The organism is Bradyrhizobium sp. BWA-3-5 (assembly GCF_032917985.1).
Taxonomy (GTDB): Bacteria; Pseudomonadota; Alphaproteobacteria; order Rhizobiales; family Xanthobacteraceae; genus Bradyrhizobium.
Genome location: NZ_CP136626.1, coordinates 6,080,322 through 6,094,295, shown reverse-complemented (window position 1 = coordinate 6,094,295; position 13,974 = coordinate 6,080,322). Strand labels below are relative to the sequence as shown.

Annotated in this window: 12 protein-coding genes and 1 pseudogene; 10 read left to right on the top strand and 3 right to left on the bottom strand. The window is 63.2% G+C overall.

The window, feature by feature from the left end:
• The first annotated feature begins 94 nt into the window (after positions 1-94).
• The 7 genes from RX331_RS29305 to RX331_RS29275 all read left to right on the top strand — a co-directional run bounded on the left by RX331_RS29305 (position 95) and on the right by RX331_RS29275 (position 7,801).
• Positions 95-1,633, top strand: coding sequence for an ABC transporter substrate-binding protein (locus RX331_RS29305; RefSeq protein ID WP_317253077.1), 1,539 nt, complete (start codon positions 95-97; stop codon positions 1,631-1,633).
• Positions 1,634-1,639: 6 nt separating this feature from the next.
• Entirely contained in the window at positions 1,640-2,590 is a 951-nt protein-coding gene (locus RX331_RS29300) for an ABC transporter permease (RefSeq protein WP_317253076.1), read from the top strand.
• Positions 2,577-3,449, top strand: coding sequence for an ABC transporter permease (locus RX331_RS29295; RefSeq protein ID WP_317253075.1), 873 nt, complete (start codon positions 2,577-2,579; stop codon positions 3,447-3,449). Before RX331_RS29300 ends, RX331_RS29295 begins: the two co-directional genes overlap by 14 nt.
• An 8-nt stretch (positions 3,450-3,457) precedes the next feature.
• Complete coding sequence (locus RX331_RS29290; RefSeq protein WP_317258269.1) at positions 3,458-4,441, top strand: ABC transporter ATP-binding protein; 984 nt, start codon at positions 3,458-3,460, stop codon at positions 4,439-4,441.
• Positions 4,438-5,418, top strand: a complete 981-nt coding sequence (locus tag RX331_RS29285) for an oligopeptide/dipeptide ABC transporter ATP-binding protein (protein ID WP_317253074.1) — start codon at positions 4,438-4,440, stop codon at positions 5,416-5,418. The genes RX331_RS29290 and RX331_RS29285 overlap by 4 nt, the downstream gene beginning before the upstream one ends.
• A gap of 103 nt (positions 5,419-5,521) precedes the next feature.
• Positions 5,522-6,592, top strand: a complete 1,071-nt coding sequence (locus RX331_RS29280; protein WP_317253073.1) for an alcohol dehydrogenase — start codon at positions 5,522-5,524, stop codon at positions 6,590-6,592.
• Between the two features lie 126 nt (positions 6,593-6,718).
• Positions 6,719-7,801 carry an isocitrate/isopropylmalate dehydrogenase family protein gene (locus tag RX331_RS29275; RefSeq protein ID WP_317253072.1) on the top strand — a complete coding sequence of 361 codons (1,083 nt, stop codon included), beginning with the start codon at positions 6,719-6,721 and terminating at the stop codon, positions 7,799-7,801.
• Between the two features lie 164 nt (positions 7,802-7,965).
• Here the strand turns inward: RX331_RS29275 and RX331_RS29270 are convergent, their stop codons facing one another.
• Positions 7,966-8,787, bottom strand: a complete 822-nt coding sequence (locus tag RX331_RS29270; RefSeq protein ID WP_317253071.1) for an enoyl-CoA hydratase — start codon at positions 8,785-8,787, stop codon at positions 7,966-7,968.
• Positions 8,788-9,191: 404 nt separating this feature from the next.
• On the bottom strand, positions 9,192-9,587 hold the full coding sequence (locus RX331_RS29265) for a helix-turn-helix domain-containing protein (protein WP_283029303.1): 396 nt from the start codon (positions 9,585-9,587) through the stop codon (positions 9,192-9,194).
• Positions 9,588-10,476: 889 nt separating this feature from the next.
• Between RX331_RS29265 and RX331_RS29260 the strand changes: the two genes are divergently transcribed.
• The 3 genes and pseudogenes from RX331_RS29260 (at position 10,477) to RX331_RS29250 (ending at position 12,340) form a co-directional block, all read left to right on the top strand.
• Positions 10,477-10,809: a hypothetical protein gene (locus RX331_RS29260; RefSeq protein WP_317253070.1), complete on the top strand. Its 333-nt coding sequence runs from the start codon at positions 10,477-10,479 to the stop codon at positions 10,807-10,809.
• Between the two features lie 81 nt (positions 10,810-10,890).
• Positions 10,891-11,406, top strand: coding sequence for a TRAP transporter small permease (locus RX331_RS29255; protein ID WP_317253069.1), 516 nt, complete (start codon positions 10,891-10,893; stop codon positions 11,404-11,406).
• Positions 11,403-12,340, top strand: a pseudogene (locus RX331_RS29250) (TRAP transporter large permease). Before RX331_RS29255 ends, RX331_RS29250 begins: the two are co-directional and overlap by 4 nt.
• A 1-nt stretch (position 12,341) precedes the next feature.
• Here the strand turns inward: RX331_RS29250 and RX331_RS29245 are convergent.
• The gene (locus tag RX331_RS29245) at positions 12,342-13,850 is read right to left on the bottom strand and encodes a sensor histidine kinase (RefSeq protein WP_317253068.1); all 1,509 of its coding nucleotides are present in this window, start codon (positions 13,848-13,850) and stop codon (positions 12,342-12,344) included.
• Between the last annotated feature and the right edge of the window lie 124 nt (positions 13,851-13,974).

Sequence of the window (13,974 nt, the reverse complement as noted above, 5' to 3'; positions counted from 1 at the left end):
GCCTTGCCCGCGATTGCGTTTCCGGACAATCTTGCGGGCAAGCCAACGACGATCCGGAACACCGGACGAACGGGCATATCGGGAGGAAAGATCAATGAAGGCGGCGATCCGTGCGAGCGCGCTTGCGCGCATATTTCTCGTGGCGGGATTTGGCGTGGCGTTGGCTATGCCCGCCAGCGCGCAGAAGGCGGGCGGCAGCATCACGGTCGGGCTCGAGCTCGATATCCCCGGTTTCGATGTGCTGAAGGTCGGCGTTTACGACACGGCGGCACTCACCGCGTCATCTGCGATCTTCGATACGCTCACCTATCTCGACGCCGACGGCAAGCCGCAGCCCAAGCTCGCATTGTCCTGGTCCAGTTCGGAAGACTTCAAGACCTGGACCTTCAAGCTGCGTCCCGGAGTCAAATTCCACGACGGCACGCCGCTCAACGCCGAAGCTATCAAGGCGAATTTCGACCGGCAGAAGGATCCTGCGAACAAGTGCCGTTGCGCCTTCTATATCTCCAACGTCAACAACGTTCAGGCGCCGGACGAACTGACCGTCGTCTATAATCTCAACGATCCCTCGGTGAACGTCCCCGCGCTGGCTTCTTATGCGAGCCAGACCTACGCCGTTCACTCTCCCACGGCGTGGAAGGCCAAGGGCGAGGACTACAACCGCAATCCCGTCGGATCCGGTCCCTACATTCTGAAATCCTGGACCGCCGGCGACCGCATGATCCTGGAGAAAAACCCCGACTACTGGGACAAGGACAAGGTCTATTTCGACCGCATCACCCTGAAGCCCCTGCCTGACGCGCAATCGCGGTTTGCCAGCCTGCAATCCGGCGAGGTTGACCTGATCTGGGATGATGAATTTTCTGCCGATAACATTCAGAAGGCGCAAAAGGACTCCAAGCTGACCGTGCACACCTATGCGGGTTCGGGTGCAGCGGTTTACGCCATGAATACCAAGACTCCGCCGTTCGATGATGTTCGCGTGCGCCAAGCGGTTGTCATGTCGCTGGATCGCAAGAAGATGTCGCAAGCCATCACCAATGGTCTCTCCAGACCTGCGAGCAACCCGTACGGGGACGGCTCGTGGGTCAAATGCAAGGATGACGGTGCACTTCGCGAAGACCTTGAGAAAGCCAAAGCGCTTATCAAGGACTACGGTAAGCCTGTCGAGTTCAAGATGCTCGTCACGGCGACGCCCCGTGGGCGCACCGTTGGCCAGGTGCTGCAGCAATTGTGGAAGCGCGCCGGAATCAACATGGAAATCGAGCAGGTCGATCAGGCGACGATTCCGCCAAGGGCATTCATGCGCCAGTTCCAGATGACGCCCTGGAGGATTGTCGATCTCGCCGATCCTGACATCCAGATGTATGCCAATTTCCACACCGGCAGTCCTGTGGCGCTCGCCAACTATTCAAATCCCGAGCTCGACAAGCTGCTTGAGCAAGCGCGGGTCACCGCCGACCAGAACAAGCGCATCGATCTGTATTGCGAGATCTCGCGGCACATCAACAAGGAGGCGATCTGGTTCTGGACCTTCCAGAACACCTACTACGCGATCTCGAGCGCGAAGCTCAAAGGACTGCCCAAGATGTACAGCGGGGTGATCGACGTATCGCGCACCTGGAAGGAATAGCCGCTCATGGCGTTCTTCGTCGCACGCCGGCTTTTGTATCTCGTGCCGGTGTTGATTGCGGTTTCGCTGCTGACGTTCCTGATCGCATCGCTGCTGCCCGGCGATCTCGCCTACACAATCCTCGGTGACCAGGCGACGCCGGAGAACGTCGCGGCGTTGCGCCGTGACATGGGGCTCGATCAGCCGATCTGCTGGCGCTACATCAGCTGGTTAGGTGGCGTGGTGCAGGGCGATTTCGGCCGTTCGTTCCGCACGGGACAGACGGTGCTGCAGGCGGTCGGCGAACGTCTGCCGGTATCGATCGAGCTGATGCTGCTGGCGCAGCTCGGGGCACTCGCGATCGGCGTGCCGCTGGCGATCATCTGCGCCGCGCGCAGCGGCGGACCGTTCGACCGCTTCATGACCGGCACCGCCTTCGGCATGCTGTCGGTGCCGACCTTCCTGTCGGCAATCCTCCTGATCTATTTCTTCGCGGTGGAGCTGCGCTGGCTGCCGGCGACCGGCTATGTGCCTTTTGCCGAGGACCCGGCCGGCAATTTGCGCTTCATGGTGCTGCCGGCGCTGACGCTGGCGCTCGCCGAATGGCCCGGCATCATGCGCGTGCTGCGATCCGACATGATAGCCACCCTGCAGGAAGATTATATCGCGCTGGCGAAAGCCAAGGGACTGAAGGCCTCGCGCATCCTGTTCGTGCACGCGCTGAAACCGTCCTCTCTGACGCTGGTCACGATCACCGGCATCAATATCGGGCGCTTGATCGGCGGCACCGTCATCGTGGAGACGATCTTCGCGCTTCCGGGCATCGGCCGGCTCCTGATCGGCGCGATTTACACCCGCGACCTCGTCATCCTGCAGGGTGTGGTGCTGCTGGTCGGCGCCGGTTTTGTGATCGTGAACTTCGTTGTGGATTTGATCTACGCCGTCCTCGACCCCAGGATTCGTCATGGCCACGCTTGAACTCACAATCGACGAAGGCGTTGCGGCGCAACCGGCAAAGCGCGGACGCCGATTGGGACTGCTGTTCTGGATAGCGATCGGCTGGATGGTTTTCATGTTTGCGGTCGCGATGCTGGCGCCGCTGCTGCCGCTGCCGAGCCCGACCGATATGGACATGCTGGAGCGGCGGGCTCCGTTTTCCATGGAGCACTGGCTCGGAACCGACGGTCTTGGCCGCGACGAGCTCTCAAGGCTCGTCCATGGCGCGCGAATTTCGCTCGTGGTCGGGCTGTGTGCGCCCATCATCGGGCTCACGATCGGTGGTGCGCTCGGCATGCTCGCGGGCTATTTCCGCGGCCGGTTCGAGTCGATCGTGGTCGGCAGCATGGACGTGCTCCTGGCGTTTCCACCCCTGATTCTGGCGCTGGCCGTGACCGCCTTCTTGGGGCAATCGATCCTCAACCTCACCTTCATTCTCGGTGTGCTCGGAATTCCCGCCTTCATGCGGGTGGCGCGGGCGGCGACGTTGACGCTGGCGCGGCGTGAATTCGTTATCGCCGCGCAAGCGCTCGGGGCCACGCATGCGCGCATCCTGTTGCGCGAACTATTGCCGAACGTGATCCTGCCCCTGTTTGCCTTCTTCCTGCTCGCCGTTGCGGTCACCATCGTGGTCGAGGGCGCCTTGTCATTCCTCGGCCTCGGCGTACCACCGCCGATCTCGAGCTGGGGCACCATGATCGGGGAGGGGCGCGAGAGCCTTGATGTGGCGCCGCGGCTGGCCTTCCTGCCGGCGGCGGCGATGTTCCTCACCGTGCTTTCCTTCAATCTGGTCGGCGACACCTTGCGCGCGCTGACCGATCCGCGGCAGGGCGCATTGTGACTGACAAAATGTTGCTTTCGATCGAGGATGTCATGGTCGACCTGCCGACCCCGCGTGGCAATCTGCGCGCGGTGGATCGGGTGAATCTCACGCTCGGCGCCGGCCAGACGCTCGGCGTCGTCGGCGAATCCGGCTGCGGCAAGACCATGCTGTCGCGCGCCATCCTGCAATTGCTGCCGAAGAAGGCTAAGCTTTCCGGCCGCGTGATGTTCGACGGGCAGGAGCTCTTGCAGCTTTCGCCGGAGAAATTGCGTAAGCTGCGCGGCCGGTCGCTGGCGGTTGTGTTTCAGGATCCGATGACCTCGCTCAACCCCGTGCTCACCATCGGCACCCAGTTGATCGAGACATTGCAGGAGCATCTCGAGCTGGACGATGCCGCTGCTGTCAGGCGCGGCGTCGAACTGCTCGCGGCGGTCGGCATCCCCGCGCCCGAGCAGCGGCTGGCGCAGTACCCGCACCAGCTCTCGGGCGGCATGCGGCAGCGAGTGGCGATCGCGATCGCGCTGTCCTGCGAGCCAAAGCTCCTGATCGCCGACGAGCCGACCACGGCGCTCGACGTGACGATCCAGGCGCAGATCCTCGATCTTTTGGCGCGCGAGCAGCGCCGCCGCCACATGGCGATGATCATCATCACCCACGATCTTGGCGTCGTCGCCGGGCGCACCGATGAGGTCGCGGTGATGTATGCCGGCCGCGTGGTCGAGCGCGCGCCGACGCCTGCCTTGTTCAAGAAGATGCGGATGCCCTATACCGAAGCGCTGCTGGCGGCGCTGCCCAGGCTGGACTCTGCGCCCCACACGCCGCTGCCGGCGATATCGGGGCGGCCGCCCGATCCGACCCGGCCGCTGCAGGGCTGTTCGTTCTCACCGCGCTGCCGCTATGCGGTCGCCCGCTGCCAGAGCGAGAAGCCGGCGCTCGAAACGGCGGACACCAGCGCGCACCAGTTCGCCTGCTTCCATCCGATCGAAAATCATGCGGAGGCCGGCGCATGATGCTGCAATCCGACCCGGCCACTGCACCTGGCGCACTACTCAAGGTCGACGATCTCGTCGTGGAATATCCGGTCGGCCAGAAGACCGTTCATGCCGTTTCGGGCGTGTCGTTGCAGATCGCCCGCGGCGAGACGCTGGGGCTAGTCGGTGAATCCGGCTGCGGAAAGTCGACGCTCGGTCGGGCGGTGCTGCAACTGCGCCGGCCGACCGCGGGGCGGGTCCTGTTCGACGGGAACGATCTCACGGCGATGCAGGGCGACGCCCTGCGCAAGATGCGCCGGCGCGTACAACTGATCTTTCAGGACCCGATCGCGTCGCTCAATCCGCGCCGCAAGATCGGCGACATTGTCGCCGAGCCGCTGGTGATATCGGGCGTCCGCGACGCTGAGAAACGCAAGCAGCTTGTCGACGAGGTGCTCAGCGCCGTCGGCCTCGATCCGGCCATCGTGAGCGGGCGGCTGCCGCACGAATTTTCCGGTGGGCAGTGCCAGCGCATCTGCATCGCACGGGCGCTCATCCTCAATCCGGAATTCATCGTCTGCGACGAGCCGGTTTCCGCGCTCGACGTTTCGATCCGCGCCCAGATCCTCAACCTCCTGGAGGAGATGAAGGCCCAGTTCGGATTGACGCTATTGTTCATCGCGCACGACCTCGCGGTCGTGAAGGCAGTCAGCGACCGTGTCGCGGTGATGTATCTCGGCCGGCTCTGCGAGGTCGGCCCCTCCGAGCAGTTGTTTGCCAAGCCGGCCCATCCCTATACCGCGCTATTGATCGAGGCGATTCCGGTGCCGGATCCCGACGTCCGCCCGACGGAAACGGTGCCGGTCGGGGAACCGCCGTCACCGATTGCGCCGCCGTCGGGCTGCCGGTTTCGCACCCGCTGCCCCCGCGCGGACGCGCGGTGCAGCGCCGAAGTGCCGGAGCTTCGCGCCGTCGCGCCCGGCCAGTTCGCGGCCTGCCATCACCCACTGATCTGAACAGCCGGACCGCCAGCCGCGTTTGTCTCGTCCGGGCAGACGTGGCATTGTCCGCGCGCAGCACGGCTAGCACCAAAAAACAAGAAATCACGGGAGAGAAGCGATGAAGAGTTTTCAGGTCGCCGAGTTCAACGCCCCCCTGAAAGAGGTCGATCAGGAGACGCCGCAGCCGACCGGCACGCAGGTGCTGATAAGAGTGAAGGCGGCCGGCGTCTGTCACAGCGACCTTCACATCTGGGAAGGCGGCTATGATCTCGGCCATGGCCGCAAGCCGCTGTCGCTGAAGGACCGTGGCGTGTCGCTGCCGCGCACGATGGGTCACGAGACCGTCGGTGAGATCGTGGCGTTCGGGCCGGATGTCAGCGCGGCCGGCAAGGGCGATCTCAAAGTCGGCGATGTGGCGCTGGTTTATCCCTGGCTCGGCTGCGGCAAATGCCCGACCTGCCTCGGCGGCGACGAGAACATGTGCGCGATCAAGCCGAACTCGCTCGGCGTCTATTGCGACGGCGGCTATGCCGATCACATGACCGTGCCGAACCCGAAATACCTGTTGAACCTGAAGGGGCTCGATCCGGTGACGGCCGCGCCTTATGCCTGTTCCGGCGTCACCACCTATAGCGCACTGAAGAAGGTCGAGTTCGCCTTCGACTCGCCGATCGTGATCTTCGGCGCCGGCGGGCTCGGCCTGATGGCGCTGTCGCTGCTAAAGGCGATGGGCGGCAAGGGCGCCATCGTCGTCGACATCGACGCGCGCAAGCGTGAGGCGGCGGAGGCCGCCGGCGCGCTCGCCACGGTCGACGGCAAGGCGCCTGACGCGCTGGAGCAACTCGCGAAGAAGGCCGGCGGCGCGATCCGCGCGGTGATCGATCTCGTCGGCAACGCGCAGACCACGCAGCTCGGCTTCGATTGCCTCACCAAGGGCGGCAAGCTCGTCATCGTCGGCCTGTTCGGCGGCGGCGCGACGTTCGCCCTGCCGCTGATCCCGATCAAAGCGATCACGATCCAGGGCAGCTATGTCGGCAATCTGCGCGAGACGGCGGAGTTGCTCGAACTCGTCCGCAACAAGATGATCGCGCCGATCCCGGTAACGACGATGCCGCTCGCGAAAGCGAATGAAGCACTCACCGATCTGCAGAAGGGCAAATTGGTTGGCCGCGCCGTGCTGACGCCGTAGCTGCCGTCATTCCGGGATGGTCCGCAGGACCAGACCCGGAATCTCGAGATCTCGGGGCGCAAGGGCGCCCCGTACCTCGATGCTTTGCATCGCCCCGGAATGACTTGCCCCAAGTAAGGAACCCCCATGTCCGCAAATAACGCCCTCCACATCGCCGTGCTCGGCGGCGATGGCATCGGTCCTGAAGTGATGGCGCCGGCGCTGGAAGTTCTGCGCAAGATCGAGGCGACGTCGGACCTCAAATTCCGCTTCACCGAGGCGCCGGCGGGCGCCAACAATTACCTCGCGACCGGCAAATCGATGCCGGACTCAACGATCCGGCTCTGCGAGGAGGCGGACGCCATCCTGCTCGGCGCCTGCGGCCTGCCGTCGGTGCGCTACCCCGATAATACCGAGATCGCCCCGCAGATCGAGCTGCGCTTCCATTTCGACCTTTATGCCGGCGTCCGCCCGGCACGGCTGATTCCGGGCGTGCCGAGCCCGATCGTCGGCGCCGATGCGCGCGGCATCGATCTCGTGCTGATCAGGGAATCGACCGAAGGTCTGTTCGCCTCGATGGGCAAGGGCGTCGTGACCGATACCGATGCGCGCGAGACGCTCGTCATCACCCGCAAGACCTCCGAGCGGCTGTTCGAGTTTTCCTTCAGGCTCGCCGAGCGCCGCAAGGCGCGCGGCAAGGCAGGTGGCGGCCTGACCTGCGTCGACAAGGCGAACGTGTTCAGGGCCTTCGCATTCTTTCGCGAGATGTTCGATGAAGCCGCAAAACGCCATCCTGGTGTCAGGACGGACCGGGTCTATGTCGACGCCTGCTCGCTGATGATGGTGAAGCGGCCTTGGGATTTCGACGTCATGGTGACGGAGAACATGTTCGGCGACATCCTCTCCGACCTCGCCGCCGGCCTGATCGGCGGGCTGGGCATGGCGCCGTCAGCCGATATCGGCGATCGCTACGCCGTGTTCCAGCCGTGCCACGGCACGGCGCCCGACATCATGGGGCAGGGCAAGGCCAATCCGACGGCGATGATCCTCTCGGCGGCGATGATGCTGGATTGGCTCGCCGAGAAGCACGGCCTCGAAAACGCGGCTGAGGCCGGCGAACGTATCGAGCGCGCGGTGGACAAGGCCTATGCCGGCGGCATCAAGCCGATGGAGTTCGGTGGTAGCAACGGTACGGCTGACGTGACGAAAGCGGTGCTGGCGGCGTTGTAGGAGGGGGTTGATCATCGCCCTGTGTGTCAGTAAGCCACTGTCGTCATACCACGCGAAGGCGGGTTATCCAGTACGCCGCGGCTTCTCGATTCAATCATCGGCGTCTCTGGAATACTGGATCATCCGCCTTCGCGGATGATGACAGCGGAGAGTGAGCCGCCAGATCACCGTCCGTTGAACTGCGGCTTGCGCTTTTCCATGAAGGCGGTTCGGCCCTCACGAAAATCCTCTGAGTCCATGCAGGCGCGGCCGATCGCCTTGATCGCCTCCATGTCGCGCTTGCTTTCGTCCTTCAGCACCTCGGCGATGGTGATCTTGGCGGCCTTGATGGCGAGCGGCGCGTTGCCGGAGATTGTGCGGGCGATCTCCATGGTCGCGTTCCAGAGTTCGCCATCCGGCAGCACGCGGTCGATAAGGCCGATGCGTAGCGCCTCTGCGGCCTCGATCCGCATGCCGGTATACATGATGAGCCGGGCCCAGGAGGGGCCGACCAGCGACACCAGATTCCTGAGCCCGTCATAGCCATAGGCGATGCCGAGCTTTGCCGCGGGAATGCCGAACTGGCTGTTGTCGGAGGCGAAGCGCATGTCCGTGAGCATCGCGACCTGCATGCCGCCGCCGAGGCAGAAGCCGCGGATGCAGGCAATCGTCGGTTTCGGATAGCTCGCAAGCAGCGCGCGCTGCGCCTCGCTCCGCATCGAATATGCCTCCGAGGCCGCCGCATTGTGGCGGGTCTTTTCGAACTGGCTAATGTCGGCGCCCGACATGAAGGCCTTGTCGCCGGCGCCGACCAGGATGACGACGCGAACTTCGGGGTCGTCCCGCAGGCTGGTCAGCGCTTGGCCGAGCCCCTCCCACATCTCGAGCGACATCGCGTTGCGCTTGTCGGGGTTGTTGAACGTGATGACGCCGACGCCATCGCTGACGCTTTGCAGGATCTTGCCGTCGGCATGGGCGATTTCGGCGGATTTGGGGGTGTCGAGCACGGGTTGTCACCTTCCGTCGCGGGGCGTCGTCCATTGTCGGACAGGGGTCGCGGCGAGGTCAATCGTCGCATTTTTCACGGCAGGGAGGCTTGGAAGTCAGGCCCGCGGAGGAGAGGCGCCGTTGGCGCACCGCCAGGCTCGCGCGCGGCGTGGCGGGCATGGCAGGATGATGGAGACATTACGGAGGCTGGACCCCCGCGGATATTCGTCCGAAAACGTGCCGCGCAGCCTTCGTACTGTGTTGTGGCGTACCGTGTTGTGGCCGGACTCCGCCATTTCGATGGCGACAAACCGATTTCGTCGCCGGCCTGATCAGGATCAGGCCCAGCGCAGCAACAGGCTACCCGGCGATTTCTCGCGCGATTGATCGGGTCCGCGGTGCTGCGATCCAGGCGCGATATTGCCTAGCCTTCGTTGGCGGCGATCGATTCCATCAAGGACACCAGCTGACGCTGCACCGTCTGGTCCTTGATCTTGCTGTAGGCGCGCAGCAGCCGCAGGCTGAAGGCGCTATCCAGGAAGAGCAGGCTCTCGACTTCGCGCGCCTTGTTGTCGCCATCGTAGAAGAAGGTCACCGGCACATCGAGCGCGGTCGCGATCTGCTGAAGACGGGCAGCGCCGACGCGGTTGACGCCCTTCTCGTACTTCTGGACCTGTTGGAAGCTGACGCCAAGCTTGTCGCCGAGCTCCGCCTGCGAGATCTTCTGCTCCACGCGCCGTAGGCGAATCCGCTTGCCCAATTCGATATCGGGTTTGCCGGCGCTGCGCTGTTTCATCTTCTTCGCTGCTGATCTGTTCATTCTGGTTTTACCGTCCTTCAATCGGGAAACCCTGGCAAAAGTAGGTCAGGGATTCCTCCACAATTTTGCCCATTTAAAGTCAGTCCAGCCCGTGAGTTGTATACGAACACAGGATTCCTGAGAGATTGCAGGATGGTACCCAAACGTTTGCGCGTATTGGAAGCATCCTGATACCGGTGCGGGCAACCACCTAAGGCTGTCTGCACCCCGGGGCATATTGGCAAAACCCCGCCCACTACATTTGACAAAATATTCGACAAACCACAACCACCGCGAGTTCAAAGGTAACAGATTTTGGCCGCGCATGCTTACTATCTCGCGATCTGTCCCGGGTTTCTACGGGGATTTGCCTGCACCAGTGCACTGGTGCGCTGCGTCGTCGGGGCTCGCAGCGAAAATTTCCACGCGTGCTGATGCCTGACAAAATGCAGCAGGCTTCAGCTCGGCTTCCGCTCTGTCTTGCTCGGGAAATTGTGGTAACAGGTGCCTTCGCGGCGTTATCGGAATTCTGCAAATCAACCGGCTACGGGCGTCGTCGCTGACGCGGGAATATTTTGCATGTGCCTGCCGGCGCAGGCCGTATTCGACATCCCGCAACATTTGTAACCAGTCAGTTGGCTGGCCGGGCCGGCGATATCCATAGGCGTTCGATGTTGCATCTCGGATGCGGCAATGCAATCGCAGTGCGGCCGGCGCGGTCTGCGGCCTGTTGGCGCTGGCTACGACTTAAATTGGCTTCAAGGCATACGCTTTGCAGTAGTGGCCGCGTCCGTCGGCCAGGCCGAAGTCCCGCTTACAAGGGACGGGCATGACAGGGGAGGAACGACGTGAAGCGAAGAAGCGTACTTGCGGGGCTTGGTGCGACGGCTGCTGCCGGCGCGTCGAGGCAATGAAGTTCTACGAGGTCGCGCCGCACCTCAACCTGACCCAGCACGCGGTGTCGATCCGGCCGATCTGCTTCTCGGTGAAGACGTTGAAGACGCTGCCGAAGGATCTGCAGGAGGCGATCATGAAGGCCGGCAAGGAAGCCGGCGACTACGGCCGCCAGCTGGAGTCGAGCGAGGAGACCATCAAGCTCGACACGCTGGAAAGGGCGGGCAAGCTCAAGCGCGTCCCGTTCGAGGAGCGCGATGCGATGAAGAAGCTCGCCGATCCCGTGATGGCCACCTACGCCAAGGAGATCGGCGCCGAGGGCATCTACGAGAAGATCAGCATGGCTTAAAGCAGTCGCGCCGAGCGACAAGACGTTGGGGCAGGCCATTCGGCTTGCCCCATACCGTGACCGTTGTTCCCCCGAGCCATGATGACTGAAATACCGATGCCGCCAAAGCCGTCGCTGTGGCGGCGCGCGACGGCGGCCTATGCCAAATTGCTGGAATTTTTGCTCGCCGCGTGCGTCGGTATTCTGGTCATTCCAGTCAAGCTGCAGATCGTCTCGCGCTACACGTCGCTGATTCCGTCCTACATCTGGACCGAGGAGATGGCGCGCTTCCTGTTCGTCTGGACGATCATGATCGGCGCCATGGTCGGGATCCGCGAGTCCCAGCATTTCGAGGTCGACATCTGGCCCAATCTGTCGCGGCGGAGCGAAGCCGCGGTGCGGATTGCCGCGCGCCTCGGCGTATTGGCGATGGCGGTGGTGTTCGTCTGGGCCGGGCTCGAATTCACGCGGTTCGCCTGGAACCGGACTTCCGAACTCGCCGATCTGCCGCTCTGGCTGATTCACGTTGCCTGGCCGGTGGCTGGGGTGACGTGGATCGTGTTTGCCGGCGAACAGATCCTTGATGAAGCGCGAATTCTAGTTGGGGCGCAGCAATGAGCGGTAACGTACTTTCTGCCGGCCAGGCCGCGCTCATCCTGTTCGGCAGCTTCGTCGGCCTGCTCATCATTCGCGTGCCGGTCGCCTTTGCGCTTGGCCTTGCCTGCGTGCCGATCCTGCTGATCGAGCCGCGCCTGTCGATCATGACGCTCGCGCAGGAAACCTTTAATGCCTACAACTCATTCATCCTGCTCGCGGTGCCGTTCTTCCTGCTCACCGCCAATTTGATGGGCATTGGCGGCATCACCGACCGTCTGGTTGCATTGTCGCGCTCCATGGTCGGGCACTGGCCGGGTTCGCTGGCGCAGATCAACGTGGTGCTGAGCGTGTTTTTCGCCGGCATTTCCGGCTCCTCCACCGCGGATGCCGCGAGCCAATCCAAGATATTCATCGATGCCCAAACCAAGGAGGGCTACGATCTCTCGTTCTCCATCGCCATCACTGCGGTCTCGGCCGTGCTGGCGGTGATCATACCTCCCTCGATCCTGATGATCGTGTGGGGCGGGCTGATCTCGACCTCGATCGCGGCGATGTATCTCGCCGGCATCGTGCCGGGCCTGCTGATTGCCGGCGCGCAGATGGCGACCGTGCATGTCTATGCGGTGCGCCGCGGTTATCCGACCTATCCGAAATCCACCTGGACCGATATCGGTTACGCGATATGGCGCTCGATACCGGCGTTGATGACGCCGTTCATCATCGTCGGCGGTATCCTGCTCGGATGGTTCACCGCCACCTGGCATTCGGCCTGGTGACGCCGCCTTACGGCCTGTGCCTGATGATTGCTTGTGCGATCGCGGGCGTGCGGCTGCGCTATGCGCTCAAGGACACGGTGATCATGCTGATCCCGATGCTGCTGGTACTGGCCGTCATTATCTGGCCGAGCGTGTCGCTGTTTCTGCCGCGCCTGATCGTGCCGGAGATGCTGAAATAGATTATTCGTCGCGGTCGAGCGCGCAGCTCACGGTATAGACCACGCCGCGCGGCAGGAAATCGACGGTCGCTTCGCCGCCGAGCTGGTCGCGGGCGCTGCGTTCGATCAGGCGCGAGCCGAAGCCGCGCTGCACCGGCGCCGTCACCGGCGGGCCCCCGGCCTCGGTCCAGATCAGCCGCAGCTTGCGGCCGTCGGCCTCCTCGACGATCTCCCAATCGACCGCGACGGTGCCGGTCTCGTTCGACAGCGCGCCATATTTGGCGGCGTTGGTGGCGATCTCGTGCACGATCATCGAGAGCACCACGGCGAGCCGCGGCGTCAGCGGAACCTGCGGTCCAAACATCCGCACCCGTGCCGCGTTGTTGATCAGATAGGGCTGCAGTACCCGCGCAATCACCTCGCGCAGCTCCGCGCCCTGCCACTTCTCCTGGCTCAGGAGGTTGTGCGCCTCCGCCAGCGCACCCAGCCTTCCCTCGAACTTCTCGCGCTCGGTGCGGCTTGCGCTGCGAAACGTCTGGGTGGCGATCGACTGCAACACCGCGAGCGTGTTCTTAACGCGGTGGTTCAGCTCCTCGATCAAAAGGTTGTGCAGCATCTCGCCACGCGCGATCTGTGTCGCCATCCGCACCGCAAAGGCGAGGCCGACCATCAACAGCACGGCGCCCATCACGCTCGTGATCGCTAGGTTGCGCCACAGCGGCGCAACCAGCGAATTTTCGGCGATGCCGGCGGCGACCGTCCAGCCGGTGAGCGAGGAGCGGGCAAAGCTCGTGATCAGCGGCACGCCCTCGAGCGACACGGTCGGCAGCGTGGCTTCGGGATTTTGGAATATCTCCGCATAGAGCGAGGGCGATGCCCGCTTGCCGACGGTATCCTGCGGGTTGGGCACGCGCGCGAAATTGGTGCCTTCGCCATCGAAGATCGAGATCGTCCAGTCTCGGCTGGGCCGCTGCTGCTCGATCATGGCCTGGAAGATCTCGATCGGCGGGCTGAATGAAATGTCGTAGAGCACCTCGTCATCCCGCATCACGGGCAGTTCGACCGTCACAATCAGCCGTTTCTTGACCGATCCGAAGAACAGGTTCGAATAGACAGGCTTCTTCTCCGCGAAGACCCTCGCGACCATGGGCAGGTTGTTGCGAAGCGGCAGATTTTTCGTATCCGTGGTCAGCGAGGAGAACACCTGTCGTCCCTCGCGATCTGCCACCAGCACGACACCGCCTTCGCCGTACTGGTCGAGGAAACCCTGGCAGATGCGGCGAAAGCCCTCGAAATCCCCGTCGCGCAGCGCATTGGTCAGCGCCAAGACCTGCAGCGCGCCGGTGATCCGCTGCACCTCCGCATCGAGCACCAGGCGAATGCTGCGGACCGTTTCAGCCACGCGCTGCGTCGCGATCTGGCGGTCCTGCTTGTAATGGTTGAGAACGATGCCGGCCGCGAAGAGGATCAGCGGCAGCGTGGTCCCCGCGACCAGAAGGGCGAGACGCACTGGCAGTGAAGGTTTCGGCAACGCAAGCCCCGGATCGGACCCCAATACCTAAAGCATAGGAGAACCCACCGAATTTCGCCAAGGAAAATTCGCCAAGAATAATAAGAGGATAAAGTAAGATATTCAGCCGGGCTGGAGGCGCGGC